Source organism: Lysinibacillus sp. NPDC093210, assembly GCF_044753985.1.
Lineage (GTDB): Bacteria > Bacillota > Bacilli > Bacillales_A > Planococcaceae > Lysinibacillus.
In genome coordinates this window covers 396,149-423,049 of sequence record NZ_JBIVOE010000001.1, presented here as the reverse complement: position 1 = coordinate 423,049, position 26,901 = coordinate 396,149, and the positions used below count along the sequence as shown (strand labels likewise).

The 26,901-nt window shown below is 35.8% G+C and carries 26 protein-coding genes, 1 pseudogene and 2 riboswitches; of the genes and pseudogenes, 22 read left to right on the top strand and 5 right to left on the bottom strand.

The annotated features are described in order from the left end of the window. Nucleotides 1–52: 52 nt before the first annotated feature. Nucleotides 53–433 (bottom strand): GntR family transcriptional regulator, encoded by a 381-nt coding sequence (locus ACIP9C_RS02090; RefSeq protein WP_401008183.1) that lies wholly within the window; start codon nucleotides 431–433, stop codon nucleotides 53–55. Between the two features lie 270 nt (nucleotides 434–703). Between ACIP9C_RS02090 and ACIP9C_RS02085 the strand changes: the two genes are divergently transcribed. Genes ACIP9C_RS02085 through ACIP9C_RS02075 form a run of 3 tightly spaced genes read left to right on the top strand, consistent with a single transcriptional unit; the run spans nucleotide 704 to nucleotide 2,632 of the window. Beyond that, the gene (locus ACIP9C_RS02085; RefSeq protein WP_401008182.1) at nucleotides 704–955 is read left to right on the top strand and encodes a PLD nuclease N-terminal domain-containing protein; all 252 of its coding nucleotides are present in this window, start codon (nucleotides 704–706) and stop codon (nucleotides 953–955) included. Next, entirely contained in the window at nucleotides 939–1,847 is a 909-nt protein-coding gene (locus ACIP9C_RS02080; RefSeq protein WP_401008180.1) for an ABC transporter ATP-binding protein, read from the top strand. The genes ACIP9C_RS02085 and ACIP9C_RS02080 overlap by 17 nt, the downstream gene beginning before the upstream one ends. Continuing rightward, entirely contained in the window at nucleotides 1,844–2,632 is a 789-nt protein-coding gene (locus ACIP9C_RS02075; RefSeq protein ID WP_401008179.1) for an ABC transporter permease, read from the top strand. Before ACIP9C_RS02080 ends, ACIP9C_RS02075 begins: the two co-directional genes overlap by 4 nt. Before the next feature lie 116 nt (nucleotides 2,633–2,748). On the opposite strand, the gene ACIP9C_RS02070 is transcribed toward ACIP9C_RS02075, so the two are convergent. The 3 genes from ACIP9C_RS02070 to ACIP9C_RS02060 form a co-directional block, all read right to left on the bottom strand. Beyond that, nucleotides 2,749–3,543, bottom strand: a complete 795-nt coding sequence (locus ACIP9C_RS02070; RefSeq protein WP_401008177.1) for a YibE/F family protein — start codon at nucleotides 3,541–3,543, stop codon at nucleotides 2,749–2,751. 1 nt (nucleotide 3,544) lies between these two features. After that, nucleotides 3,545–4,654, bottom strand: a complete 1,110-nt coding sequence (locus ACIP9C_RS02065) for a YibE/F family protein (RefSeq protein WP_401009166.1) — start codon at nucleotides 4,652–4,654, stop codon at nucleotides 3,545–3,547. Between the two features lie 425 nt (nucleotides 4,655–5,079). Next, complete coding sequence (locus ACIP9C_RS02060) at nucleotides 5,080–5,562, bottom strand: MarR family winged helix-turn-helix transcriptional regulator (RefSeq protein WP_401009165.1); 483 nt, start codon at nucleotides 5,560–5,562, stop codon at nucleotides 5,080–5,082. A 157-nt stretch (nucleotides 5,563–5,719) separates the two neighbouring features. Here ACIP9C_RS02060 and ACIP9C_RS02055 point away from each other — a divergent pair, with 157 nt between their 5' ends. From ACIP9C_RS02055 to ACIP9C_RS01980, 16 genes and pseudogenes are all read left to right on the top strand, one after another. Further along, a complete protein-coding gene (locus ACIP9C_RS02055; RefSeq protein ID WP_401008175.1) occupies nucleotides 5,720–7,252 on the top strand; it encodes an MDR family MFS transporter in 1,533 nt (510 codons plus the stop codon). 68 nt (nucleotides 7,253–7,320) lie between these two features. Next, nucleotides 7,321–9,825: an excinuclease ABC subunit UvrA gene (uvrA, locus tag ACIP9C_RS02050; RefSeq protein WP_401008174.1), complete on the top strand. Its 2,505-nt coding sequence runs from the start codon at nucleotides 7,321–7,323 to the stop codon at nucleotides 9,823–9,825. Between the two features lie 320 nt (nucleotides 9,826–10,145). Next, nucleotides 10,146–10,271, top strand: a riboswitch (FMN riboswitch). A 120-nt stretch (nucleotides 10,272–10,391) separates the two neighbouring features. Continuing rightward, nucleotides 10,392–10,517, top strand: a riboswitch (FMN riboswitch). 156 nt (nucleotides 10,518–10,673) lie between these two features. Further along, entirely contained in the window at nucleotides 10,674–11,312 is a 639-nt protein-coding gene (gene ribE, locus ACIP9C_RS02045) for a riboflavin synthase (RefSeq protein WP_401008172.1), read from the top strand. Between the two features lie 58 nt (nucleotides 11,313–11,370). Then, nucleotides 11,371–11,961, top strand: a pseudogene (gene ribB / locus ACIP9C_RS02040) (3,4-dihydroxy-2-butanone-4-phosphate synthase); the annotation flags it as partial. A 56-nt stretch (nucleotides 11,962–12,017) separates the two neighbouring features. Continuing rightward, nucleotides 12,018–12,485, top strand: coding sequence for a 6,7-dimethyl-8-ribityllumazine synthase (gene ribH / locus ACIP9C_RS02035; RefSeq protein ID WP_401008170.1), 468 nt, complete (start codon nucleotides 12,018–12,020; stop codon nucleotides 12,483–12,485). Between the two features lie 138 nt (nucleotides 12,486–12,623). Then, nucleotides 12,624–14,066, top strand: a complete 1,443-nt coding sequence (locus tag ACIP9C_RS02030; protein WP_401008168.1) for a spore germination protein — start codon at nucleotides 12,624–12,626, stop codon at nucleotides 14,064–14,066. Nucleotides 14,067–14,206: 140 nt separating this feature from the next. Continuing rightward, entirely contained in the window at nucleotides 14,207–14,434 is a 228-nt protein-coding gene (locus ACIP9C_RS02025; RefSeq protein WP_401008166.1) for a DUF1540 domain-containing protein, read from the top strand. 230 nt (nucleotides 14,435–14,664) lie between these two features. Then, nucleotides 14,665–15,699 (top strand): C45 family autoproteolytic acyltransferase/hydrolase, encoded by a 1,035-nt coding sequence (locus ACIP9C_RS02020; protein ID WP_401008164.1) that lies wholly within the window; start codon nucleotides 14,665–14,667, stop codon nucleotides 15,697–15,699. 322 nt (nucleotides 15,700–16,021) lie between these two features. After that, nucleotides 16,022–17,329 carry a Spo0B domain-containing protein gene (locus ACIP9C_RS02015; protein ID WP_401008162.1) on the top strand — a complete coding sequence of 436 codons (1,308 nt, stop codon included), beginning with the start codon at nucleotides 16,022–16,024 and terminating at the stop codon, nucleotides 17,327–17,329. Between the two features lie 284 nt (nucleotides 17,330–17,613). After that, nucleotides 17,614–18,171, top strand: a complete 558-nt coding sequence (locus tag ACIP9C_RS02010) for a histidine phosphatase family protein (RefSeq protein WP_401008160.1) — start codon at nucleotides 17,614–17,616, stop codon at nucleotides 18,169–18,171. A 148-nt stretch (nucleotides 18,172–18,319) separates the two neighbouring features. After that, on the top strand, nucleotides 18,320–18,565 hold the full coding sequence (locus tag ACIP9C_RS02005) for a cold-shock protein (protein ID WP_401008158.1): 246 nt from the start codon (nucleotides 18,320–18,322) through the stop codon (nucleotides 18,563–18,565). A 20-nt stretch (nucleotides 18,566–18,585) separates the two neighbouring features. Next, entirely contained in the window at nucleotides 18,586–18,945 is a 360-nt protein-coding gene (locus tag ACIP9C_RS02000) for a hypothetical protein (RefSeq protein WP_401008156.1), read from the top strand. Nucleotides 18,946–20,059: 1,114 nt separating this feature from the next. Next, nucleotides 20,060–21,547 carry a malate:quinone oxidoreductase gene (locus ACIP9C_RS01995; RefSeq protein ID WP_401008154.1) on the top strand — a complete coding sequence of 496 codons (1,488 nt, stop codon included), beginning with the start codon at nucleotides 20,060–20,062 and terminating at the stop codon, nucleotides 21,545–21,547. 270 nt (nucleotides 21,548–21,817) lie between these two features. Further along, complete coding sequence (locus ACIP9C_RS01990; protein ID WP_401008152.1) at nucleotides 21,818–22,039, top strand: DUF2829 domain-containing protein; 222 nt, start codon at nucleotides 21,818–21,820, stop codon at nucleotides 22,037–22,039. Between the two features lie 154 nt (nucleotides 22,040–22,193). Further along, nucleotides 22,194–22,949, top strand: coding sequence for a 3-oxoacyl-ACP reductase (locus ACIP9C_RS01985; RefSeq protein ID WP_401008151.1), 756 nt, complete (start codon nucleotides 22,194–22,196; stop codon nucleotides 22,947–22,949). Between the two features lie 152 nt (nucleotides 22,950–23,101). Then, nucleotides 23,102–23,611, top strand: a complete 510-nt coding sequence (locus ACIP9C_RS01980) for a QueT transporter family protein (protein WP_401008149.1) — start codon at nucleotides 23,102–23,104, stop codon at nucleotides 23,609–23,611. A 93-nt stretch (nucleotides 23,612–23,704) separates the two neighbouring features. On the opposite strand, the gene ACIP9C_RS01975 is transcribed toward ACIP9C_RS01980, so the two are convergent. Continuing rightward, nucleotides 23,705–24,238, bottom strand: a complete 534-nt coding sequence (locus ACIP9C_RS01975; protein WP_401008147.1) for an ECF transporter S component — start codon at nucleotides 24,236–24,238, stop codon at nucleotides 23,705–23,707. A 566-nt stretch (nucleotides 24,239–24,804) separates the two neighbouring features. On the opposite strand from ACIP9C_RS01975, the gene ACIP9C_RS01970 reads away from it, so the two are divergent. The 3 genes from ACIP9C_RS01970 (at nucleotide 24,805) to splB (ending at nucleotide 26,566) form a co-directional block, all read left to right on the top strand. Continuing rightward, nucleotides 24,805–25,194: a helix-turn-helix domain-containing protein gene (locus ACIP9C_RS01970; RefSeq protein ID WP_401008145.1), complete on the top strand. Its 390-nt coding sequence runs from the start codon at nucleotides 24,805–24,807 to the stop codon at nucleotides 25,192–25,194. A gap of 111 nt (nucleotides 25,195–25,305) precedes the next feature. Continuing rightward, on the top strand, nucleotides 25,306–25,527 hold the full coding sequence (locus ACIP9C_RS01965; protein ID WP_401008143.1) for a transcriptional regulator SplA domain-containing protein: 222 nt from the start codon (nucleotides 25,306–25,308) through the stop codon (nucleotides 25,525–25,527). Nucleotides 25,528–25,537: 10 nt separating this feature from the next. Further along, entirely contained in the window at nucleotides 25,538–26,566 is a 1,029-nt protein-coding gene (splB, locus tag ACIP9C_RS01960) for a spore photoproduct lyase (RefSeq protein ID WP_401008141.1), read from the top strand. The last annotated feature ends 335 nt before the right edge of the window (nucleotides 26,567–26,901 follow it).

Sequence of the window (26,901 nt, the reverse complement as noted above, 5' to 3'; positions counted from 1 at the left end):
ATACACCAATACATATTACATAGAGTTCTCTCTTTAAAAGACATATTATTATTTAATCCAATTCATCTAAAATTTTTGTAATATATTGATTAATGTTTTCTTTGCTACATCCCGTTACATAAGCTTCCATAATAATGGTTTTTATAGAAAGTTCAAGGTTGTGTAAATGGGATTCGTCTACTACTCGACTTGAGCTAGCGATAACTTTTGCCTTTACTCGATTCTCCATCTTTATAATCCCTTTTTTCTCAAGTTCATGATAGCTTTTAGAAACTGTATGTATATTTATTCCTATATCTTTCGCCATATTTCGAACAGAAGGAAGCCTATCATTGTATTTAATTTGGCCTTTTGCAATATGTTCAATAATTTGATTTACGACCTGTTTATAGATTTGCAATTGGCTACTCGTATCTATCTTCATTTGTAACATAGTAACCCCCTATGAGAATAACGTCATGAAATTATAACTTGCTTAGGCTTCATTGAGATCCGTTGAAAAAATAGTCAACGGTTTTCTTGTTGCGCCTGTTGTATTACTGTGCTGATAGAAAATAAATTCTTCTTTATGATAATGTTATCATAATAGATAATAATGAATGGTAACATAATAATAAAGCAATAAACAGGTGCAATTCCAAAAAATGTGTGTTATTGTTATCATTATCAGTAATGATAATGTAAATAAAAAGGAGAATTTTAAATGAAACTTCACTATGGGTTAAATGAGTTGAAAGATATCGATTGGTTGGCAGTACTACAGATTGCATTACCGTTTATGGTTGTTGGACTTATTCTTATTGTTATTGCACTGTTTGATTTGTATCGGCATCGTAAGACAAGGGCAAATGTTCTTTTATGGACAATAGTTATCTTATTTTTCAATACAATTGGACCAATTTTATATTTCACTATTGGACGAAAAGGAGAGAAAGCTTATGAAGTTAGAAATTAAAGATGTAACGAAAAACTTTAAAACAAAGACAGCAGTCAATAACTTTTCTATGGAAGTTGAAACTGGTCAGTGTGTAGGACTCATAGGGCCAAACGGTGCTGGAAAGTCTACGTTAATTAAAATCATTGCAGACATTTTATATGCGGATAAAGGCGAAGTACTTTTAGACGGGCAAAAAATTTCTAATATGAAAAGAGAAATAGGTTATCTTCCACAATACCCTGACTTTTTCCATTGGATGACAGCCAAAGAAACACTCTTCTTTATGGGACAGTTATCAGGGATAGCAAAAGATAAACTTATTGAGGAAGTACCAGCAATATTAACAAAAGTTGGATTATTTAACGAACAAAATGAGAAAGTCCAAACGTTTTCTGGGGGAATGAAGCAGAGATTGGGCATTGCCCAAACGCTTTTACATAAGCCATCTTTTATTGTCATGGATGAGCCTGTTTCGGCATTAGATCCAATAGGTAGGAGAGAGGTTTTAAATTTAATTCAAGAAATTAAACATGAAACAACTATTTTATTATCAACTCACATTTTAGGTGATGCAGAAGAAATCTGTGAACGATTTGTCATCATGAAACAAGGAAAGAAAATCGAAGATACGACAATAGATAAATTATTAACGCATAACAATAAATCAGTTGTTCATCTTGAAATTGCATCGGAAAATATGCTTTGGGTGCAATTAATTGAAAAGCTTCCATATGTGAAAAATGTAGAAGTAAGCGGAAAAAGAATGAAGGTTACCCTTGAAAATGTTCAGAAAAATAAAGATATGTTAATCCGTGATGCTCTGGAAAACAAGATAGATATTGTTCGATTTGAAGTTGGAAGTAGCGACACGTTAGAAGAAATCTTTTTAAAAATGGTGGTGAGCGTATGACGCCTTTTTATATTTTAACTAAAAAAGAATATGTACAAATGTTTCGTGATTTTAAAGTTATTTGGCTACCTCTTGCTTTTATGTTTTTAGGCGCAACGCAACCGGTTGTTACATACTATTTACCATCAATTTTAGCAGCGCTTGGTGGAAACCAAGGCATTACGATTGACCCTTCTATGATTCAGCAGGATGGAGCGCAGGTAATGGCCGCAACTCTTGGTTCCCAATTCGATCAGTTGGGCATTATGATTGTTGTCATTTCTATGATGGGCATCATTCAGTCAGATAAAGCAAATGGGATGCTTGATTTTATTCTAACAAGACCTGTAAAAGTAGGATCATACATCGGTGGAAAGCTTTTTTCTAATTTCTCATTTGTAGCTATTAGTGTGACATTTGGATATGTTGTATCTTACGTTTATGTAAATTTTTTGTTTAATAATATTTCATTTCTAGATATGATACTAGCCATTGTTTTTTATCAATTTTGGGTTCTTTTTATGATTTCTTTTACTTCGATGGTGAGCACTATTTTTAATGGACAGGGCGTTATCGCTTTAATTAGTATCGTATGTTTGTTTATTTTTAAAATAATTAGTGGCTTACATCCAATAATTGATTTATTAAATCCTGCAGGCATGAGTCAACATGCAATGATGGTATTAATAACAGGTTCAGTCGATTCGCATTTATACGGCAATATGTTAATTACTTTCATATGGATTTCTTTAACCGTAACTATTTCGCACTATTGGATTTCAGAAAAGAAATATCATAAAGATTAATATACAAAGAGGGGGACTACTAGTCCAAAACCATTAGTTAGTTTGCTCTTAGGATTACCATTATTGGTTATTGTAATGATGGTTCATTTAGATGTGTATGCTTGGTATAGTGCCAGTCACTTTGAGTGGCTGGCACTTTCTTGTGCGCTTACTTTTTCTCGTGTTTTAATTAAATAATAGGCATTGACAGATGATGCGATAGGGATAATGGCAGCTATGCCGATTCCCGCACAAAAAATGGTGATGAGCTCAGTGCTGAACACTTTAGAATTGATGATTTCGCCAATCGAGTAGTTTAAATCTTTAAACCATATTAAAAGACCTAAATAGCCGCCGAAAAAAGCGAAAAATAGCGTATTTGTATCTGTTCCTAAAATATCCTTCCCAATGTTTAAGCCTGATGTGAATAATTTTTTTCTGCTAATGAGAGGGTTGTGGTGAAAAATTTCATGCATGGACGAAGCAATGGAAATGGCGACGTCTAAAATGGCTCCAATTGTACTCATAATAATTACAGAAGCGCCAATTTGAACAAAGTTAACACCAATATAAAGTGAAAAGATACTAATTTCCTCTGTAGATTCTTCTCCAAATCCTTGAATCATAGACTGCCCAGTGACAACCACAATAAAAAAGAGAAGTATCACAATGGTAATCATCGTCGAAATAAATGCGGTGATTGTTTTGCTGTTCTTTTCATTAATATAAAATAGGCTAATCCAACTAATGATTGTGCAGGCAATAAACGTTAACACAATGGGGCTGTTTTTAGGATTAGTCATTAAAAAAATCGTTACAAAGAGCACCCCAAAATTTAAAAATAGAGAAAGAAAAGAGCGTACCCCTTTTTTTCCACCAATAACGATCATTAATATAAATAAAATGGCTGCTAGCCACACTAATACATTCATATCAATTTACCCTCTTTCGTTTAATGAAAAAAATAGAAGTATAAAGACTGATGGGGATTGTTAATACAACGCCAATACCACCTGCTAAAGCGCGAGCTAATTCTAATGAAAGATTCATGGAAAGTGTTAGCCCTAGCGTAGACGAATTTTTTAAATATAAAATAAGCATAGGAATGGAACCACATATATACACAAAAAACAAAATACTCGTAATTGTCCCCATCACATCTTTTCCAATATCGAGCCCTGAAACTTTTAATGCTTTATCAGAAATTGATGGATCTTGTTCATATAAAGCAAACATAGAAGAAGCCATGGTAATTGAAACATCCATTACAGCTCCTAATGCCCCGATAAATAAACCAGCCATAAAAACCATTCGATAAGGACGCGTTAGAAATTGCATTTCCTCGTATCGAAGGCCATTTTCAGATGTAATCCACAATACGAAAAAGCTTATAAGTAATGAAATGAAAGTTCCTAAAAGTGTTGCCAGCATTGCCGCATAGGTTTTTTCATTTAATCCATTTATGAGTATCAACGAAACACCAGTAAATAGCAGAACACATGCACCGCTAACGAATAACAAGCTGACGTTAGCGTGCTTTACATATAAATCCAATGCAAATGATAAAATAAGTGCATTAACAATCAAACTGATTATCGAAAATAGCCCCTGTCTTTTGCCAACAATTAATAAGGCGAAAATAAAAATCCAGGCAACTATTAATACGTATTGATCGCGTTTTGCATCTAAAATTGAACCTGTTAATTGACCTTTATGAGCTTTGTCTGCCTTTATGGAAACAAAAAGTTTGTTTCCGACCTTGTATTCATGATCAAAAGCGCCAGAGGTAGAATACTCATTTGTTAAATGAATAAGTTGTCCTTTGACTTCTCCATTTTTTACTAATGCAGTTATTTGCTGCGTAAATAACTGATCGTCATTACTATACATATCCGATACAGGTGTTGAATCTGTCAACTCTGTTTTTATCACTTCTGCAATTGGCCGCTCATAAAAGGATTCATTGTGAGAAACAAATAAAAAGGAAGCCACAAAGCACAGTACTAATAGGATATAGAATAAAATCCGTTTTTTATTAGACATAATAGTAAACAATAAAAAAACCTCCAATGAGGGGAATTTGACTATGTTCGTAGCAAGTGAAGTGTCCGTTGTACAGAAGCTACGTTGAACGATGACTCACATTAACATTCCTATTTTTCTATGTCAAGGTTGGTCAAAAGTAGTCACGTAGGAAGTAACGCTCTTTACCATTTAAGGTTTCCTTTTATGATAAAAGAGCATGCCGTCTATGATGGTTTGACTGTTGAATATTTAGTTTTATATAACTTGATTTGCACGTATCATTTTTAGTCATTCTACTGAATATGTAAAACCATTCAGATAATTGCATATTGTATGTCTGACATGAAACTGAGAGGGGAGTGAGGTTGCCGAAGGGGGAGAGAAAAGAAAAAAGGACGATACCCAAAATCATTTCACAATCGGGATAACGTCCTGTTTTCGTTTTAACGTATAGTTTTTGCCGAAGATTTGCTTTGTGTAGAAGAGCTGAGAAGTTGTATTTGCTCTTCTAGTACTGTACTTGCGTTTTGTAAAAACTGTGAAATGAGAGCAAGCTCTTCTTGCTTGTAGGAAGAAGCTAGTTGAAGCATGGCTTGGTGAAGCGACTCATACGTATGACGGATTTCTTCTTTCGATTCATATTCTGGGACTATAATGACCCTGCGACGATCATTAGGATCATTTTCTCTACGCACATAACCGATTTTTTCAAGGCGATCAACTAATGCTGTAATACTGCCTGTAGCAAGGCCCGTTTTTTTTGAAAGCTCTCCGGCAGTAATTGGACCGGTTTCACGTAAAATATCCAAAGAAATAAAATCATTATTGTATAGCCCAAGAGATGCAGCCACATTTTGCTGGTGTAGTATTGTGCGAGTTCCTAGCCCGCGCATAAGTGAAGTGAAATGTTCACGTGGATCAATCATTTGATTTTCTTGATTGCTTGACAAAAGATAAGCCTCCTTTTAGACTATTAATATCTTGATGGTCGAGATATTAGATGGTCAAGATATTTGATGAGTGTGTAATTGTTTACGTGTTCATTCTAGCGAAGGTATTAATAATTTGTAAAGGGGTTTCTAAATGGAAGCATCGAAAAGTAATAGTAATACAAAGTTGGTAGTGGCAGGTTTACTTCTTGCCATTTTTATGTCTGCAATTGACAATACAATTGTTGCGACTGCAATGGGAACAATCGTATCGCAACTTGGAGGCATGGATAAATTTGTTTGGGTTACTTCAGCCTATATGGTAACAACAATGGCTGGTATGCCTATTTTCGGTAAGTTATCCGATATGTATGGAAGAAAAAGATTTTTTATTTTTGGTCTAGGTGTGTTTTTACTTGGTTCGGCTCTTTGCGGTTTTGCTCATACAATTGAGCAACTTAGCATTTTCCGCGCGATTCAAGGGATTGGTGCAGGTGCGCTAATGCCAATCGCATTTACAATTGTATTTGACATCTTTCCACCAGAAAAACGAGGGAAAATGGTAGGGCTACTCGGCGCTGTATTCGGTATAGCAAGTGTCGTAGGACCACTTCTCGGTGCTTATATTACAGATCATTTTGGTTGGGAATGGGTTTTTTATATTAACTTGCCAATCGGTATCGTTTCATTAATTCTTATTATAAAAAATTACAAGGAATCTCCTGTGCTTACAAAGCAGAAAATCGATTGGTGGGGAGCGGCTACTCTTGTATTCGCTGTTATCAGTCTTATGTTTGCACTGGAGCTGGGTGGTAAACAGTTCGATTGGAATTCAGCACCGATAATTTCATTATTTATCAGTTTTGCTGTGTTCTTTATTGTGTTCTTTTTTGTAGAGCTGAAAGCAGAAGAACCAATACTTCCTTTCTTCTTATTTAAACGTCGTTTATTTGCCTCTTCGCAAATATTAGCTTTCTTATATGGCGGTACTTTTATTATTTTAACAGTATATATACCGATTTATGTGCAGGCGGTATATGGTGCTTCCGCAACGAATGCAGGGCTCATTCTGATGCCAATGATGTTGGGATCCGTGGCAGGAAGTGCTTTTGGTGGTATTTTCTTAACGAAAATAAGCTATCGAAACTTAATGGTTATTTCAGTTATATCTTATTTTGCAGGTATGTTTTTACTAAGCACACTTACGCCAGATACGGCTCGAATACTTCTTACGCTGTATATGATTCTCGTAGGCTTTGGCATGGGCTTCTCCTTCTCATTACTACCGACAGCTTCACAGCATAATTTAGATGCTCGTTATCGGGGTACGGCGAATTCAACCAATTCGTTTCTTCGTACGCTAGGTATGACGATGGGAATTACAATTTTTGGAACAATTCAAAACAATGTATTTGCTAGTAAGCTAACAGAAGGTTTTAAAAATATGGGGCAAGGCTCAAATTCTGCAATGTTTGATGTTGGCGATATGAGAGAAATTTTTGAACCTAGTGTACGCGAGAATATCCCTGCAAACATTCTTGATATTATTGTGAATGCTATGTCTAACTCTGTGACACATGTATTTCTCCTTGCCCTCATTCCTATTGTTATTGCAGCCATTTTCGTTTTCATGATGGGGAACTCCCGCGTGATTGTTACAGCTGAAAAAGACAACAAGGAAAATTAAATAAAATATAGTAAGAATTTAGGCTGTTGACGATACTAAAAAGTCGTACTATGTTCAGGAGGATAATGATGAAAGAGACTATTTTTATTAAAGGTGCTTGGGAAAATAATTTGAAGAAAGTGTCACTTTCCATACCTAAATATAAGCTAGTAGTGCTGACTGGACCGTCTGGCTCAGGGAAATCAACGTTAGCTATGGATACACTTCAGCGGGAATGCCAAAGACAGTATTTAGATTCTATGGGAATGATGGCTAATGCGATTAGCAAGCCTAAGGTGGAGTTTATTCGAGGGCTGTCACCGTCAATCAGCGTTGGGCAGCATGTTACGAATCGAAATCCACGGTCAACAGTAGGAACAGTAACAGAAATTTATAAGTATATCCGTTTTATCTTTGCCAGACTTGGTGAACAAGTTTGTACTTCATGTCATGTAAGTATTCCTGCTTCTTTTGAACCAACAGAAGCGTTCGTAGAGGAAGATGAGGAATCAGATAATCGATTAATTAGTTGTCCAAATTGTCATGAACAGCAAGCGAAGTTAGGCATGCTACATTTTTCTTTTAACAAGCCAGAAGGTGCTTGTGAAACTTGTAGCGGCCTTGGTCATGTGGCGAGTATAAACGAGCCGATGGTTTTTAATCCTGAGCTTAGCTTACGCGACGGTGGCGTAGCCTCTCTTAAGGGGGTCCATCGTGACATTCAAATGCGTATTTTAGTGGCAGCAGGAAAGCATTATGGCTTTGAATTTGACCCTGATCTACCATTAAAAGATTACGATGATGTCCAGCGAGATTTATTATATTACGGTGTCGAGAGCGAGGAATTTAAACGTCACTATCCAAATAGTAAACCGGCCGCAGGAACAAAGTTTGAAGGAGTCATACCGAGCTTATGGAGACGTTATAAGGAGAAAGAGGGGGAATCAGGAGCTAAAGAAAAAGAAGGAAGTTTCTTTCATGAACAACTTTGCCCAGATTGCCTTGGTGCACGCTTAAAGAAAGAAGTGCGTCAAGTTAAAGTAGCAGATGCAACAATTTCGGACGTATCAGAGTGGTCACTTGAAGATGTATTCGAATGGACGAATAGCTTGCAGATGGCGTTCCCTGAAGCAAGTCATCATTTATTGGTGCCTATTATTGAGGATATGTTAACAACACTTCAGCGGCTTATCGATGTTGGACTTGGTTACCTTTCATTAAACCGTCAGACGGTATCATTGTCTGGAGGAGAGACACAACGTTTACGACTTGCTACCATACTTGGTTCAGCTTTAACTGGCGTTCTGTATATTTTGGATGAACCGACAACTGGTCTTCATGCAAAGGATACAGCAGGCCTCATTCGAGTGCTTCAGGAATTACGTGATTTAGGTAATACTGTACTAGTTATCGAGCATGATGTTGAGATGATGCGTGCTGCAGATCATATCATTGATATTGGTCCAGGTGCGGGAATACATGGTGGAACTGTTGTAGGAGAAGGCAGTTTGGATGATTTAATGTCAAATGAGCAATCAGTGACTGGAGCTTATCTAGTAGAAGAAAGTTTCCCTTCTCCTGTTCGAGTTCGTAGGGAGGGAAATGGGCAGCATATCACGATTCAACAAGCAAAACTTCGAAATGTCGACATCCCTACTGTTTCTATTCCATTGGGCTGTCTCGTGTCAGTAACAGGCGTTTCAGGTTCGGGGAAATCCACGCTTGTTTTCGACATTCTTGCGCAAGGAAAATCGAAAAACCTTTCCCAAACTGGATGTAAGGAAATTAGTGGGTTAGAACATATCGAAAATATCGTTATTTTTGACCAATCGCCAATGGGAAGAGTACAGCGCTCTAATGTCGCTACCTATACGGATGTCTTTACGCACCTCCGCAAATTGTTTGCAGGATTACCAGAAGCAAAAGAGAGAGAATTAACTTCAAAGCATTTCTCCTTTAACTCTCCGGGGGGACGATGTGAAACATGCCAAGGCTTAGGTGTATTATCAGTAGATATGGACTTCTTAGCAGATATAGAAGTGACATGTACAAACTGCAAAGGTAAAAGGTTTACTGACGAAGTGTTGCAAGTAAAATATGAAGGGTACTCCATTTCAGATTTGCTAAATATGTCTGTAGAGGAGAGCTTACCAATTCTGAAATCGGAAACAAAGATTTCTCGCATGATTGAAATGCTATGTGAGGTAGGGTTGGGTTATCTTCAATGGGGACAATCGGTCAAAACTTTATCTGGCGGTGAAGGACAGCGTATTAGGCTGGCAAACGAATTAAGTAAAGCATCCAAAAGCCACACGCTTTATTTATTGGACGAACCTACGACGGGTCTTCATCCATCTGATATTAAACTGCTGCATGCTTTATTAAACAGACTTGTGTGCGCGGGCAATACAGTTATCGTCGTCGAACATAGTCTAGAATTAATCCGTGAATCAGATTGGGTTATCGATATTGGACCTGAAGGAGGAGCCGCAGGTGGAAAGCTTGTAGCTGAAGGAACGCCGGAACAAGTGGCAAAAGTATCGGATTCCTTTACGGGGATGTTTCTGAAAGAAGTACTCGCCGAAGCGTACTAATTACATTTAATATACTAGCAGTACTTTAAAAAAATTATAGGATATTAAAAATACGCTCTTTTAGTTAAGATGAAGGTTATTGTGCGACCTTCTACTAAAGAGCGTATTTATGAATCCTTTCAAAATTCCATTGGACGTTACGAATTTTAATTATCCCCAAAGTCACTAGCTCCTTATTAATACGCTCAATTATTAACTGGTTGTTTTCATTTGCACATTTGGATTGTGCCAAGGCAATTAAACTACACAAAATAGCCATTAAAAAATTTTAAGTGGATAATGTATTAAAATAATGTTATCGTATGAAGTAACTAAATAAACATATCCTTCAGGGTAGGGTGAAATTCCCAATCGGCGGTGATGAAGTAATTCAAAGTCCGTGAGCGAAAGCTGATTTGGTGCAAATCCAAAACCGACAGTTACAGTCTGGATGGGAGAAGGGTAAATTTATAAGCTTTTTAATTTCGTATGACTTTAAAAGGTCTATTTGGCTACGCTTATATACAAAACTACTTCCCTTCGCCTTCGTTGGGGAGTTTTTTATTTAGTTAAAAATTTAATAGTAATTTGTTCTTCGGGGTAGGGTGAAATTCCCAATCGGCGGTGATGAAGCAATTCAAAGTCCGTGAGCGCAAGCTGATTTGGTGCAAATCCAAAACCGACAGTTATAGTCTGGATGGGAGAAGAACGATGAGATGGTAGCCTGTGGAAATATTTATATCCATTAGGTTTATTTAGTGACGTCTTATGTATGAGAACTCCCAAACCCCATTATTATATGGGGTTTTTTGTTTGTCTCGTTTAGGCAATTACAGGTCAAAATTTAAAAATTAGAAAGTAGGTGGAAAATGTTTACAGGTATTATTGAGGATGTTGGTACAGTAAAAACCTTGCAAAACGATAGACAAAGTATGAAAATTACCATTATTTCGTCAAAGATAGTATCGGATGTGAAACTAGGAGATAGTATAGCTGTCAATGGCGTGTGTTTGACAGTTACACATCATAATGAGCAGGAACTGACGATGGACGTAATGCCTGAAACAGTGAAAGCTACAAATTTGCAGCAACTCACTGTTGGTAATGCAGTAAATTTAGAGCGTGCAATGCCTGCAAACGGACGTTTTGGTGGTCATTTTGTTTCAGGGCATGTTGACGGAGTGGGAAAAATATTGCGCAAACGTCCAATGGCCAATGCAGTATACATTGATATAGAACTTTCAGAAGAGTTAACTAGCTATTGTATTCCTAAAGGTTCAATCACAATTGATGGAACGAGTTTAACGCTCTTCCATGTGGAAAAAAACAGCGTCACCGTATCGCTTATTCCGCACACTTACAAGGAAACCGTATTAGGAACAAAAAATGTTGGATCTCCAGTCAATATTGAAACCGATTTAGTTGGTAAATACATTATTCAACAGCTACAGCGTGGTCAGCAATCACCGACCATTACAAAAGATTACTTAGCGAAGCATGGGTTTTAATCTGTCTTTGAAAGTATAGAACGTACAGTAAATGAAAGTTTATTAGGAGGTGGCAATTTTGCTACATTCAATTGAAGAAGCAATTGCAGATTTAAAACAAGGCAAAATGATTGTGGTCGTGGATGATGAAGACCGTGAAAATGAAGGGGATTTACTTGCCCTTGCAGAGTTCATGTCACCAGAAACGATAAACTTTATGGCCACTTATGGAAGAGGGCTTATTTGTACGCCAATTTCACAGCGTCTTGCACAACAATTAGCGTTGCATCCCATGGTCGTAAATAATACGGACCATCACCAAACGGCATTTACCGTAAGTATTGATTATAAAGATACAAAAACAGGCATTAGTGCCTTTGAACGCGCTTTGACGATTCAGAAAATGCTAGACTCACAAGCGCAAGCAACAGATTTTCGTAGACCTGGGCATGTATTTCCCCTTATAGCAAAGGAAAATGGTGTTTTAGAACGTAGAGGGCATACGGAGGCTACTATCGATTTAGCAAAGCTTTGCAAAAGCATACAAGCAGGCGTTATCTGTGAAATCATGGGGGATGATGGTGAAATGCTACGCTTCGATGACTTAGTCAAATATGCGAAAAAACACAAATTAAAAATGATTTCGATTGATGCACTAGCAGCCTATCGCCGTCAACAAATGCAAGGGAAAAATTCACTTACAGTGTAAAAGAGGAGAATCAATTTATGGGAAAAACATTTGAAGCACAATTAATTGGTAGTGATTTAAAAATAGCGGTAGTAGTTGGTCGATTCAATGAATTTATTACAAGTAAATTATTAAGCGGTGCATTAGATGGGCTAAAACGTCATGGTGTAGACGAAGCGTTAATTGATGTTGCGTGGGTACCAGGTGCATTTGAAATTCCATTTATCGCTAAACAACTAGCTGAAACAAAAAAATATGATGCCATTATTGGTCTTGGTACAGTTATTCGTGGCTCTACGACACATTATGATTATGTTTGTAACGAATCAGCAAAAGGCATAGCTAACGTTTCTCTTGCTACAAATGTACCAGTTATTTTTGGTGTTGTCACAACTGAAAATATTGAGCAGGCAATTGAACGTGCGGGGACAAAATCTGGTAATAAAGGCTATGACGCTGCAATTTCAGCTATTGAAATGGCGAATTTACAGAAAATGATTGGTTAAATTTTAATGACATAATGTATAAATGACAAGGATAATTGCTGCATAATTTGTTGGACATTGGGAAAAATATTGTATATGCATTTCAGTACAATACTTTGTTTGAATCGAGTTCAGTAGGAGATGAGGAATATTCAATCAATGAATCGAAATATCGAATTGAAAACGTTGAAAGAACTATTTCAACGCTCTGCTGACGTGATATTTCAATCTTATACCTTTCAACAGCATATTGTTCATTTTATTACATGTGAATCAATGTTCGACCAGTTATTATTGAATAAGGTCATTATAAATCGAGTCCAATCTTTGTGCGAAGATGCTTCAATAACATTATTAGAAGATCAAATAATAAATGAATTACACATTCCAAATCTTCAAAAAATAACGGATTTAGAAGATGCTATTACGCGTGTATATACAGGATATGCTTTACTTTACTTTGAAAAGGAGAAAATTTTATTCTCTAGTAAAATTGCTAATAAGCCTAATCGAAATCCTGAAGAAACAAAAAATGAATTAGTAATTAAAGGACCGAGAGACGATTTTATAGAAGATGTTTTTATTAATATTGCTTTAATTCGTAAGCGACTACCAACTAATTCATTGAGTGTAGAAACGGTGGAAGTTGGTAGGCGCTCTAAAACAACAGTAGCCGTTCTTTATATGGAGGACATTACCAATAAAACGATGGTGGATGAAATTAAAACGCAATTACGTAAAGTTGATACAGATGTCGTAATTAGTGGCGATATATTGATGGATGGGGTGGGCAAAACCTCTAAAATTCTTCCACTACATGACTATACAGGTCGACCTGATTATGCAGTACAAGCGTTAAGTAGAGGACGTATTCTTATTTTAGTCGATGGAGTGTCCTATGTAATCATAACACCCCCTAATATCTTTTTACTCTTTAAATCAGGAGAAGATAATGATTATCCAGCTATTGTAGGCTCTATAGAACGACTGCTACGAATCGTAGGTATATCAATAAGTATACTTGCACCAGGTTTTTGGCTTGCCTTATCGACCTATCATCAAGAGCAAATGCCTATACTACTTTTAGCAACAGTTGTGCAATCAAGAACCGGTTTGCCTTTTCCTACCATACTAGAAATATTGCTTATGTTATTTATGTTTGAATTATTTCGCGAAGCAAGTCTTCGCTTACCATCTCTTTTGAGCGGAACCATGAGCGTTGTGGGAGGTTTAATTGTCGGAGATGCGGCGATCAAGGCGGGCATAACGAGTCCTTCAATGATAGTAGTAATTGCTATTTCAAGTATTGCAGCATATACACTTGTAAATCAATCGTTTGTAACGGCCATGAGTGTTTTCCGTTTATTTGTCGTCTTAATGGCTGCTTTTTTTGGCTTATTTGGTTTCTTTTTGTCCCTATTCTTTATTCTTATTTATGTTGCGAATATACGCGTGTTAGGTGTACCGTACTTAAGTCTTGGCGCAGATTTGAATTGGAGTGATATCAAAAAATCTTTAATACGTGCAGCTCCAAGTGGATATAATAAACGCCCAAAATTTTTACAGCCTCAAGATAAAACTCGGTCTTCCAGTAAAAATTAACGATAGCCATTTTAAATAAATAATAAGTTATTTTCATGCTTTGCTTGTAAAAACGCTTGGATTGGACAAAATACTTAATGAAGAGTATGGATTAATGCTCATCTATATTTTTCTAGACCAATCACAAGGGGTGGATAGTTATGCCGAATGTTCAAGTAAGCTGTGCTGTATCTAATTGTGTTTTCCATGCCAAAGGTAATTTTTGTGGTGCTGAAAAGATAGCAATCGATATGGATAAACGTATTGATAACAAACATGATGCAGAGTTTGCTTCTGATTTTGAGTTGCATATGTCTAAAGAGGCAGCAAGTCAATCATCAGATACGTGTTGTAAAACATTCAGATCTAAAGATAAAGAAAAACTTTAGATGATAGGTATAGGTTGTTTAAATAATTGCAAATAGAGAATTAAAGGCAATATTTAAATAATTTATCTTTACCTTATAATTAATGATATGGTCACTTTGAAAGTTGTCTTCCTATATGGAAGATGACTTCTTTTTTAGCATTTTTTTGTATAGTGACGCCCCTTGACCTTCCAGTTACTTGAAGGATTACGATAATAGTAACATCCGATTGGAGTATGGGAGGTATGGAAATGAAAAAATACGAAGATTTAGTAGTGAACGTAGTTTCGTTAATGGGAAATGCTTATGACGTGGGTTTCCAACAAAGTAAGGAAATACAATCATCTCCTCATTTAGCACAAGAAGAACTGCTCCTTGCATTATCAGCTACTTGTAATGCAAGGAAGGCTCAAGAGGCATTACAGTATGTTTCGCCAAATCTTTTGCAAGAGATAAACGGGTTAGCTTCTGGTTTAGAACAGTCATATGAATCCATTATAAAAATGTATAGTGGTTATAATATGACATTTCCCGATATGGGATGTACGTCGTTTGTGCATGATGGGCATTATGTGAGAAATTATGATTTTAGCCCTGCTTTATATGATGCAAGACTCGTTTTTTCTAATCCGTCAGAAGGATATGCAAGTGTTGGATTTAGCCAGCAAATAATTGGCAGGCTAGATGGAATGAATGAAAAAGGGCTAGTTGTAGGTCTTCATTTTGTTAATAATGAATGGGAAGGAGATGGGTTTCTGGCGACAACGATTGTTCGAATATTACTGGAGCGGTGTGAAAATATTGAAGAAGCCATTTTACAATTAAAAAAAATCCCACATCGTTATTGCTACAACTACTCGATGACTGATCGAAGTGGAAAAGTGGTGGTGGTAGAGGCTACACCAACGGAGCAAATTATTTTTGAAAAACATTTATTTACTTGTGCGAATCATTTTGAATCACAAGAATTAAAAGAGAAAAATAAAGCATATATTGATAATTCAATACAACGAAAGCGCTATATAAATCGTTATGTTGCAAACGCATGTACGACTGCTATGTCTGCTTTTCAGCATTTTAATGATGGAGATTCACCACTATTTTTTAAACAATATAAAGAATACTTTGGTACATTACACACAGTGGTATACTCACCAAATCAATTAGAAGTCATTGTGGGTATAGGTGAGAATAGCAAGCCACAAACGTTTTCCCTGCATCAATATATAATGGGTGACCTTATTCTTCCGACAACCATAAAAGGAAAAATACTTCAGGCTATCTAATTCGTCATGCTTGGTTTATAATTTAATAGATAATAGGGGGAATGGCATAACTTTTGTTGGGCTGTTCTCCTTTCGTTTTGTTGCTATTTCGTTTTTCGAAAGAAAATGAAATTATTTTATATTGTATAACAATTTAAAATTGTTATAAAAATTAAACTTGGATATAAGTTATATTTTCAAGGGATTTTTTTAAAACAAACATGAAAAAAGGAAAATTACTATAGTATAATATTATTTCAGATATCATAAAAAATAATTGTTATAGTAGTAAATACACATATTTTAAATATTTAATACAATAGATGAGGAAGTACCAGTTTGTATGAAAAAACGTAAAATCAAATTAATATTAGTATTAGCGACAGTATTATTATCATTGTTCACAAGTTTAAATGTTGTCACTTCTTATGTGAAAATGAAAAAAACTGTAGAAGAGTCAATCGCTAACCAAAGTCTGGAAGCGGCTATATCCATTGCATCATCACTTGATGTCAAACAGTATCAGCAATTTTTAAATAATCCTGTGGAAAGTAAAGATTATTGGGAATTAAGAAGCTATTTAAATGATGCAAGAGAAAAACTGGGCGCCTTATTTGTGTATACATTAGAAATTGATAATCCTCAAGTATCCAAAGCATTGATTGCTGGTGTACCTGATAGCTACACAGAAGGGTTTGAAATAGGACAAATTTGTACTGTGCCTGAGAAGCAAATCAAACTAGCTTATAAAGGGTTAACTTATGTTACGAATGTAATTGAAGATCCTAATCATGGCGATTATCTTTCTGTAGGAGCACCTATTAAGAATGAAAATGGACAAATTATTGGCTACCTCGGTATTGATATAGGTGCTGACAAAGTTAATGGCATTAAAGGAAAAGTTCTAGAAAATAATTTGCTCATGTTTATTTATAATGGACTATTTATTTTAATCGTTATAGCTTCTTTCTTCTTTTTACAGAGATGGTATCAAAAAGAAGTGACTAAAGAAGTAGGGGTAACTGAAGATACGTATCAAGCTGAAATTAAAGCGTTAATTACCTCTGTATCTTCTTTAAGACATGATTTCACCAACCATATACAAGTGTTACATGGGCTACTGCAACTTGGGGAGCAAGAACAAGCAAAACAATATTTATCCTCATTATCTAAAGATGTGCAAGCAATTAAATCATTAAAATTAAATATAAATCACCCTGGGCTATCAATCTTGTTGCAAACGAAAAAACTTGCAGCCCAAAATCATAATATTGAGATGGATATTTCTGTCTCACAGGATGCTTTTATTAATATTAAAACAACAGATTTAATTAAGTTATTATCAAATTTAATTGATAACGCTATTGATGCCACAACTGAATTGCCTGAGAGTGAACGTAAAATGACAATTTGTTGTCATGCGGATGAAGCGAAGTATGTCTTTGAAATTATTAATACAGGACCGACCATATCAGAGCCGGATCAAATATTTAAACAAGGGTTTACAACAAAAAAACCTGAATTCGGTAAAATAAGAGGGCAAGGGTTATTTATCGTCAAAGAGGTTGTCAAAAAATATAATGGAAACATCTCTATTCAAACGACAGCCGAATTAGAAACGACAGCGACTGTCATCATTCCTCTAAAATGAAATAGTACGGGGCAATATGTGCGTGTATGTACTGTAATAAGAGAGCCCCATGAACATCAGAGTGTTCGCGTAATTGTTAGATTTAGCGACTCGATTTGTGTTTACTAGATTTTAAATTGTAATAAGGTTTTTATAAAAATAAGTAGACAGCTCCCTATGTTAAGTAATAGGGGGCTTTTCGTTTTGAGTAAATTCACGTGCTATGCGCATCATCATTTTATGAACAATGTAAGTCATACATTAATAGTAAATCTTTAAGGTAGGATAAGGGGGCAAAGAAGGATTTGGAACTGACAATTCTTGATTCACTGCGAGCTGGTGGCTTCATTTTATATGTGAGACATGGGGAAGCAATAGTTGGAGAGGATCAGCCATATTTTAATTTTCAATATTGCTATACACAACGTAATCTATCTGACTACGGTCGGAGAGAAGCCGTTTACTATGGACAAATGCTTCGTTATTGGCAAATCCCGATTAATTCACCTATTATTGCAAGCCCATTGTGTAGAACAATTGAGACAGCGCAGCTCGCATTTCCAACAATGTATATTCAAATCGACCCTTTTTGGTTTGAAATTAATAAACTAGGAGGGAATATTTCAGCTTTAGAACAGCAGCATATTTTGAAAAATGTCCAATCTCAATTAGAAAAGACACCGCCCATTGGGACAAATCAAGTAATTATAGCGCATAGTTTTCCAAATGGGATAGGTTTAGGCAAAATTTCTAATATGGGAACGGTTGTTGTAAAGCCTAAAGGTGAAGGTAACGGTTATGAAATTGTAAAACAGCTACCATTAACCGATTTAGCGGCTTTAGGAAACCCTCTTAATAAATAGGTAGTGAAAGTTAAGTGTATTCCATCTAAAAAGCTCTTATTTCCATCCCTCTAATGTGCGTTCTAATTTTTGAAAAATGTTTTTACTTGCTCATTATTTATTGTAAAATAAAGGCGAATTAAGAATTTGTGAATAGGTGGTTGATAATATGAAACGAGAGGGAATTGTTAAATGGTATAAAGAAGAAAAGGGCTATGGCCGTATTATGCTAAATGGTGAAGACGGAAATCACGTTTTTGTCCATTTTAGCTTGATTTCACCAAATAATGGAAAATTTCCTGGCGGCTATAGATTTCTTAAACAAGGTCAAAAAGTGTCCTTTGATTTAATTGAGCAGCCATATTCAACTGACCAAAAGCAAGTTGCAGAAAATGTTGAAATCCTATCAGACTAAAGAGGAAGTAGTGTAACAGATTGTACTATCTAATAGCTCAATTTTACGCTAAGTATACACGCAATTTCTTTCACATAATGGATTTAAATAGAAAAGATTTATATTCAATTGGAATTAAAGAAAATTCGCAGCTTGTCTATCAATTTGCTAAAACATTAAATAAACCAGTTATAGGTGGAAGTGATACACGCCAACTTTTACAGTATGGTTGTATTTATAATGAACAAGAACAAGAATGCTACACAAAAAGTGACTTAAAGAAGGTAATTTTAGATGGTCGTTATACTATTCGAATTTCTAACAATTTGCCAGAAAAAGTAATGGAAGCGACAGAGCAAAAAGCAATTGAGAAAAAAATGATGGAATCAGCTACTATTTAATGAAAAAAATTAGAAAACAAGCTGTTGAGTTGTTGGTGTGGAATTGCGTATCTGTATTACCATGTGTTAACTAAATTATAAAGGCTTGAAAAATTCGCTTAAAAACATTATTTCTGAAATAAAAAGGGTAGGTCACCTAATATCTTGGTGAACTACCTTTTCGTAATTTTAAGCACATCTGGTAAAAAATAAGGTGATAGATTGATTCAAGTAGAATTTATCGAAGGATATTTGTGTATAAACATAACTATTATTATTTTTCTAAAAATAAAATATTCTAATAATTTCAATTGTTGTATGGTAAAATTTATTTGGTACAGATGGTGTTATATAACAACATGAAGATAAATTAAATAGTTTTAATGGGCAAAAAATCGATTATGGAAAAGGAGGAAAAATATTAAATTGAAGCGTTAACTCTTGATTGATTTGATGAAAGCGTATACAGTATCTAAGGAGGAAGGTGACTAAAAAAACCTTTTGATTTGTAAAACATAGGCTAGTTAGCAAAACTATAGAAGTCAAAGCATTTTGCTATTCTGCTATGAATCCATAAGACGAATTGTTTCGGTTAAAAATTATATGCCTTTGCGTATTATACATACTTTAGCGTATGAAACATTCTGCCGAAAAAGTGAAAATTAGTTTAAAGGTACCTTGTGAATGTTAGTGAATCATGTAAAATAGAGTCGATTGCGGGCTATTAGACTAAAAGTTCTAGGGCTTTTTAAATAAGCGAAGTTATGAAGTGTCCAATATTTTGAATAAGCGATGGATAAATTATTTTCGTAGTAGCATACTAAAATTGATTCAGTTGACTTTATTTTAAACGCGATGCGCTTAGCAGAGTTGGTATATGTAATGGCAAACCATTGCAATACCCTTGGAAATTGAGGCAAGGTCTTGGTTTTAGTATGTACAAATGACTTTATGGGCTGACTTCGCACTTTTTACTACTTTTTGATTAGTTTATTACTATAATATTGTAGTAGATATTTTATTCTTTAATTAGTTGTGATAGACTATTGTAAGTTTATAGTTGATACAGAAAAGGTGTGTGACTAGATTACACCTACATCATTTCTGCAAATCTTAAAATATAAGGATGGTAAAAATGAGTAACAGAGTAACTAAATCAGACGTCATCTTAATTGGTGCCGGAATTATGAGTGCGACTTTGGGGACAATGCTCAAAGAATTAGCACCGGACTGGAATATTACTGTGTTTGAAAAACTTTCAAACGCCGGTGAGGAAAGCTCTAATGAATGGAATAATGCAGGAACAGGGCACGCAGCACTGTGCGAGCTTAACTACACTTCTGAAAAACCAGACGGTACGATCGATATTAGCAAGGCAATTAATGTTAATGAACAGTTCCAGGTTTCGATGCAGTTTTGGTCTTATCTTGTAAAAAACAAGCTTATCCAAAATCCGCAAGACTTTATTATGCCATTACCACATATGAGTATGGTAAGAGGCGAAAAAAATGTTGAGTATTTGAAAAAACGTTATGAAACAATGTCAAATAATCCACTTTTCAAAGGTATGGAATTTTCTGATGACCCAGAAAAACTAATGGAATGGATTCCTCTTATTATGCAAGACCGTCCAGCAAATGAGGCTATTGCTGCAACAAAAATTGACACTGGTACAGACGTAAACTTCGGTGCTCTAACACGTATTTTATTTGACCACCTAAAACAAAAAGATGTAGATATCAACTACAACCATAGTGTCGAAAGTATTAAACGTACGAAAGACGGTTTATGGGAATTAAAAGTGCATGACAAAGATGGTTGTAAAATGGAGTACCATACAGCAAAATTCGTCTTCCTTGGTGCTGGCGGAGGTAGCTTAGAGTTACTACAAAAAACAGGCATTCCTGAAGGAAAACACATTGGTGGATTCCCTATCAGTGGATTATTTATGGTATGTAAAAACCAAGAAATTGTTGAACAACATCACGCTAAAGTATACGGTAAAGCTGCGGTTGGTGCGCCACCAATGTCTGTTCCACATTTAGACACTCGCTTTATCGATAACAAAAAATCATTATTATTTGGACCATTCGCTGGTTTCTCACCAAAGTTCTTGAAAACAGGTTCAAACATGGATTTATTTGCTTCTGTAAAACCGCATAATATTACTACTTTATTAGCGGCAGGAGTTAAAGAAATGTCATTAACAAAATACCTGATCCAACAACTTCTATTATCAAAAGATCAACGTATGGAAGAGTTACGTGAGTTTATCCCAACTGCTAAGAGTGAGGATTGGGATATTGTAGTTGCTGGTCAACGTGTACAAGTTATTAAAGATACTGAAGCAGGCGGTAAAGGAACATTGCAATTTGGTACCGAAGTAGTAAGTGCTGCTGACGGTTCAATCGCTGCTTTATTAGGTGCTTCACCAGGTGCGTCTACTGCCGTTCACGTTATGTTGGAAGTTATCAAAAAATGTTTCCCACAACAAGCAAAAGAGTGGGAGCCAAAATTAAAAGAAATGATTCCTTCTTACGGTATATCATTACTACAAAACCCTGAGCTTCTTGAAGAAGTCCATGCTTCAACAGCGCAGGCACTTCGTCTAAACAAAAACTAGTCATTAAAAAATATGAACCTTTGATCCATTTTGGATTGAAGGTTCTTTTTTTGTTGGTAAGGGCTAGCATTGTGATATGAAATGGGTTAACCTGCCCTTGGTTTTCACGACAATTTTTATTGGATATATCAAGAGACTCACATTAAAGGTAAAAAAAGTAGTTAGAATGAAAAGTATAAATGAACTAGCTTTAGTTGTAAACAAAATAATAATCCAGTATACTTTTTTGTATGGAAAGTTTGAAAAGATTGTGAAAAAGGATGAGTATAAATGACATTTGAAGAAGTATTACCGCGTTTAAAAGCAGGCGAGAAAGTAATCCGTGGAGGATGGAGCGGAGCTGAATTATATGTGAAGCTTGTTGGACAAAGCGAGCATGACGGGGTAAATTTAAATCCCTATTTTTTAATCAATGTTCGAGGTGAGGGCTATACGATGTTCACACCAACTGTCTGTGATTTATTAGCGGAAGATTGGAAAATCGTAAACTAAATTACCGTTGTTTAAAGGTGAAAATAGTATGCTAGGTGTTACTTAGTATGCTATTTTTTTGATATCAAAGTAACCTTCTAATAGAACAAAGGAGAAGCATAACAACTGGATTTTTTTCTATTAGTAGATTGCTTTTTTATAGAGGAGAGAAGTTATGAAGTTTGAAGAGTATAATGGCAAGACAGTTTTTATAACGGGTGCTGCTTCAGGTATTGGGCAAGCTCAAGCCGTTGCATTTTTAGAAAATGGGGCCAATGTTTTCGGTTTTGATATAGATGAGCTGGGGTTATTGAATTTACAAAAACAATACCCAGAATGCTTTGCTTATATGGTAGGTAGTGTAGATCAGAAAAGCGATGTAGAGCTAGCATTTGAAAAAGTACTGGCGATGTTTAAGAAAGTGGATATTTTACTAAATACTGCTGGCGTTTTAGATGGTTTTGCAAAAACGCTTGATACTGATGAGGCACTTTGGGACAAAATTATGAATACGAATGTAAAGGGAACTTTTTTTGTAACGAATACGATATTACCCCATATGTTAAAACACAAAGCTGGTATCATTGTTAATATGGCCTCTATTGCAGGGCTAATTGCAGGTGGCGGTGGTGCAGCATATACCGCGTCTAAACATGCAATTGTAGGCTATACGAAACAATTAGATTTAGACTATTGCCGTGAGGGAATACGTGCCAATGCCATTGCGCCAGGTGCTATTCAAACGCAGATGACCAAAGCTGATTTTGAAGGCGATGGTGCAATGGCAAAATGGGTTGCCGACGAAACACCTGCAGGTCGTTGGGCACAACCAAGTGAAGTTGCAAATTTAACGCTTTTTTTGGCAAGTCATTCAGCTGATTATATGCACGGAGCTGTTATCCCGATTGATGGCGGATGGATAGCGAAATAGTGTTGTTCAATGTATCATTCTTCTGCTATAATACGCAAGTAAGCAAAAAACAGCTTACACTACGGCACTTCAGTTAGGGCATCATGCTCTCTTCCTTTGGTCGTAGTTAGTACTAAAATAGCAGACTGCTATTTTACAAAGGAGAATGTAAATTGAATACATCTATTGTAAAAGTTTCACCGCGAACTTCTGTAAGGGAACTTACAAAGGTAGCACTGGTCGCGGCCCTCTATGTGGCTGTAACTGTAGTATTGTCAGTTATTAGTTTTGGCGCAGTGCAACTACGTCTATCTGAGATGTTCAACTATTTGGCACTGTACAATAAACGGTATGTAGTAGCAGTTACACTAGGCGTAATATTAGCGAATTTTATGTCACCGACTTGGATACTCGATGTACCTATTGGCGGTATAGCAACTTTTCTAGTATTAATTCTTTGTCGATCAGTAACGAAAAATATTAAGAGTGATAGTCGGAAAATGATCATCACAGCATTGATTTTTGCACTATCGATGTTCACCGTTGCAGGCCAATTAACCATTTTATATGATTTGCCATTTTGGGCTACTTGGTTTACCGTTGGAGTCGGAGAGTTATTATCAATGACTGTCGGCGGAGTGACGATTCACTTATTAAATAAAAAAATAGATTTATCAAAATAAAAAACACATTCGCGAAAGCGAGTGTGTTTTTTTGTGATTTGATAGTGATAACTGTTACGAGCACGCGAAATCGCGGTAGACTACGGTAACGATTTATTTAAAAATAGGTGTTTTTTTCAATAAAGCACAAACTGGTATGGCTACAATCATGCCGAGAATATTTTGAACTAAATCTCCAGGAATAGATGCCAATGGTGCAATCCAGTTAGCATATAAAATAGCTTCACCAACGTAATAAACAGCAATCATGAATGGAACTGAAATAATCATTGCAAAAAGATTGAAGGGAATACTGTTTCCTTTGCGTCCGTTCGACCAAGCGATTTTTCCTACGATATAGCCTTGCAAGCCACGAGCAACAAATGTAATAGGTGCCCACAACATCCAGCCAGAAACGACGTCAAATAAACCCATGCCAATTGCACCTGCAATGGCGCCTTTTTTAGAACCAAAAAGAATAGAAGCCGTAAAAAGCATACCTGTTCCAAGATGAACCAATCCACCATTGGCTTTAATAGGTAGTTTAATATTTAATGTGAGTGTTGCCACGAAGACAAGTGCAATTAACATTGCTGATAGAATAAGATCAAAAGTTCGTGAATGTGAATAGCTTATTGTTTTTTGCATAGATGAAAACCTTCCTTATTTTGCTTTATAGATATCAAAGAATAGTTGCGCAAAACCTTACTTTGTAAATCAATGTTGCATGCTAGGATAACCTTAGCAAAGGCTTGGCCTATTTAAAAGTATCAATTATGCAAAAAAAATAGTGGTCAGTTTTTAAGGAAATTTAAATAATAATTGTTGACATGGAGTAAACTCCATCTTTTAAAGTGAAAGGACAAAAAGAATGGAGTGATCCAATGATTATTATTACGTATGGGTTAATTGGGGCATATGCATTATTAACAGGACTTGCAGGTGTGCTGCAGTGGAAAGAGAAAAGATATCAACTGAGATCATTACTCTTTGTCATATTATCCACTAGTATTCTCTTAACAATATGGATTCCGTACAAAGAATGGATACTTAAATTACTAATTCTCGAATTTATTATGCTGCATCTATTAGCTATTATTGAAGGATTGTTAACAAATGATAAGCTTAGATACAGTCACCATATCATTCGATTCATATTCCATTGTATACTGCTAATATTGGTTTCTAAATTTATAAAATATTAGGAGATAATTATGAAAATTAGCGAATTTGCAATATGTACTGGTCTTAGTAAGGATACAATACGTTATTACGAAAAAATAAATCTATTACAACCGGAAATAAAAAATAACCATCGTGAGTATAATGAACATCACATTGAAATTATTAGTACAATCCTTAAACTCAAGCAATCTGGTTTTTTACTGCAAGAAATTAAAATGCTTTTTCAATGGACTGACAATACGGATCAAAATCACCAATTGTCAAAAGTAGAAATCGACAATCTTCTACAATTAAAAAGATTATTTCAAAATAAATATGAACAAATGGTTCAAAAAGAAAAAGAGATTATACAAATAAAACAAGTATTAACGCGAGCCAATAGCAAACTGGAGCAGCTCTTAGAAAAGAATGATATGTAAAAAATTCTTTTCGTTTTGTGGTGAGATTAGAACGCAACGCTAACAAAACCCTAACATAATTTTCTCCTTCTTAAGCCAAACTAATCGAAATGCTTTAGGAGGGTAACGTACATGCAAACTTATAATGCAGGGGATATTGTTTATATTTTTTATCGCAATCCGCATATTCAAGATGTAGCGAATATACAGGAGGCAGCAGTGGTGAATAATCCCGAAAATCCAAATGAATTAGCGCTCTTTCTGTTTGAAACGTACTATCCGCTAACAAATGACTTTGTTATTTTTAGAAGTGAAATGGATGCTGAGCAAGCGTATAATCAGTATTTTCATTAGGAGGTAGAGGATGAGAAAACCATTTACTCCTCAGCTAGTCTATTTTGAGCCTGATGCGCTCGATTATCCATTAGGACAAGAATTGAAAGAGAAATTTGAGAAGCTGGGTGTGGAAATCCGTTATACGACATCTCATAATCAGGTGCGGAATCTCCCAGGTGAAAACGATTTGCAAAAATATCGTATAGCCAAGTCAACGCTCGTCGTTGGTATCCGAAAAACGCTGAAATTTGATACATCTAAACCGTCAGCAGAATATGCCATTCCGTTTGCAACTGGATGCATGGGACATTGTCATTATTGTTATTTGCAAACAACGATGGGCAGCAAGCCGTATATTCGTACGTATGTGAATGTCGATGAAATTCTTGAGGCTGCAGATCACTATATAGCAGAAAGAGCTCCTGAAATAACACGATTTGAAGCATCGTGTACGTCAGATATCGTAGGGATTGATCATTTAACACATACGTTGAAGAAAGCTATTGAGCATTTTGGCCAAAGTGAACATGGGTTGTTGCGATTTGTAACAAAATTTCATTATGTCGATCATTTATTAGATGCCAAACATAATGGTAGGACGAGGTTTCGTTTTAGTGTTAATGCGGATTATGTCATAAAGAACTTTGAGCCTGGAACATCTCCTTTAGACTTGCGCATTGAAGCGGCTGGAAAAGTAGCGAGGGCGGGATATCCACTTGGCTTTATTGTCGCACCGATTTATCTTCATGAAGGTTGGGAGGAAGGGTATTATCATATGTTTGAGCGTCTTGATGCAGAATTACCACAAGATGTACGGGATGATATTACCTTTGAATTTATTCAGCACCGCTTTACAAAGCCAGCAAAAAGAGTCATTGAAAAAAATTATCCAATGACGAAATTAGAATTGGATGAAACAGCTAGAAGGTACAAGTGGGGAAAATATGGGATTGGCAAATATATATATCAAAAAGAGGAAGAGGAAGACATTAAAGAACATCTTTATGGTTACATGAAGAAATTTTTCCCCAATGCTAAATTAGAATATTTTACGTAAAGATATACCGAATATGGTGTGTTGACACTGAAAACAAAGAATTAAATTAAGGTATTTCAATATCGAGTGGATGTGCTGCTGGCTTGGTTTCAATCTCACCATCACTTCGTTCCAGCGAGGGCTATGTCACTCAAGACTTATTGTGTAGGAGCCGCCACTCCTCAAGAAAATCAAAGGTAGGAGCAGACTATTATAATTAGAGGCGTTATTTGTTGATTGGAGAGGAGAGCGGCGGCTCCTGTGGCTAACGGTGTGCCCGCGGAAAGCGTCCGCACGTAGCAGAAATTGACTGGTAGTTTCAATTCTATGAGTTTGTCTAATCTCGACACACCATT

Coding starts and splice junctions, on each gene's coding strand:
- ACIP9C_RS02085 (WP_401008182.1), top strand. CDS start 704: ATGAAACTTCACTATGGGTTAAATGAGTTGAAAGATATCGATTGGTTG.
- ACIP9C_RS02060 (WP_401009165.1), bottom strand. CDS start 5,562: ATGATTGATCCACGTGAACATTTCACTTCACTTATGCGCGGGCTAGGA.
- ACIP9C_RS02030 (WP_401008168.1), top strand. CDS start 12,624: ATGAATCGAAATATCGAATTGAAAACGTTGAAAGAACTATTTCAACGC.
- ACIP9C_RS02055 (WP_401008175.1), top strand. CDS start 5,720: ATGGAAGCATCGAAAAGTAATAGTAATACAAAGTTGGTAGTGGCAGGT.
- ACIP9C_RS01995 (WP_401008154.1), top strand. CDS start 20,060: ATGAGTAACAGAGTAACTAAATCAGACGTCATCTTAATTGGTGCCGGA.
- ACIP9C_RS01965 (WP_401008143.1), top strand. CDS start 25,306: ATGCAAACTTATAATGCAGGGGATATTGTTTATATTTTTTATCGCAAT.
- ACIP9C_RS02070 (WP_401008177.1), bottom strand. CDS start 3,543: ATGAATGTATTAGTGTGGCTAGCAGCCATTTTATTTATATTAATGATC.
- ACIP9C_RS01970 (WP_401008145.1), top strand. CDS start 24,805: ATGAAAATTAGCGAATTTGCAATATGTACTGGTCTTAGTAAGGATACA.
- ACIP9C_RS02075 (WP_401008179.1), top strand. CDS start 1,844: ATGACGCCTTTTTATATTTTAACTAAAAAAGAATATGTACAAATGTTT.
- ACIP9C_RS01985 (WP_401008151.1), top strand. CDS start 22,194: ATGAAGTTTGAAGAGTATAATGGCAAGACAGTTTTTATAACGGGTGCT.
- ACIP9C_RS02005 (WP_401008158.1), top strand. CDS start 18,320: ATGAAACGAGAGGGAATTGTTAAATGGTATAAAGAAGAAAAGGGCTAT.
- ribE (WP_401008172.1), top strand. CDS start 10,674: ATGTTTACAGGTATTATTGAGGATGTTGGTACAGTAAAAACCTTGCAA.
- ACIP9C_RS01990 (WP_401008152.1), top strand. CDS start 21,818: ATGACATTTGAAGAAGTATTACCGCGTTTAAAAGCAGGCGAGAAAGTA.
- ACIP9C_RS02020 (WP_401008164.1), top strand. CDS start 14,665: ATGAAAAAATACGAAGATTTAGTAGTGAACGTAGTTTCGTTAATGGGA.
- ACIP9C_RS02015 (WP_401008162.1), top strand. CDS start 16,022: ATGAAAAAACGTAAAATCAAATTAATATTAGTATTAGCGACAGTATTA.
- ACIP9C_RS02090 (WP_401008183.1), bottom strand. CDS start 433: ATGTTACAAATGAAGATAGATACGAGTAGCCAATTGCAAATCTATAAA.
- ACIP9C_RS02080 (WP_401008180.1), top strand. CDS start 939: ATGAAGTTAGAAATTAAAGATGTAACGAAAAACTTTAAAACAAAGACA.
- splB (WP_401008141.1), top strand. CDS start 25,538: ATGAGAAAACCATTTACTCCTCAGCTAGTCTATTTTGAGCCTGATGCG.
- ACIP9C_RS02025 (WP_401008166.1), top strand. CDS start 14,207: ATGCCGAATGTTCAAGTAAGCTGTGCTGTATCTAATTGTGTTTTCCAT.
- ribH (WP_401008170.1), top strand. CDS start 12,018: ATGGGAAAAACATTTGAAGCACAATTAATTGGTAGTGATTTAAAAATA.
- ACIP9C_RS02065 (WP_401009166.1), bottom strand. CDS start 4,654: ATGTCTAATAAAAAACGGATTTTATTCTATATCCTATTAGTACTGTGC.
- uvrA (WP_401008174.1), top strand. CDS start 7,321: ATGAAAGAGACTATTTTTATTAAAGGTGCTTGGGAAAATAATTTGAAG.
- ACIP9C_RS01975 (WP_401008147.1), bottom strand. CDS start 24,238: ATGCAAAAAACAATAAGCTATTCACATTCACGAACTTTTGATCTTATT.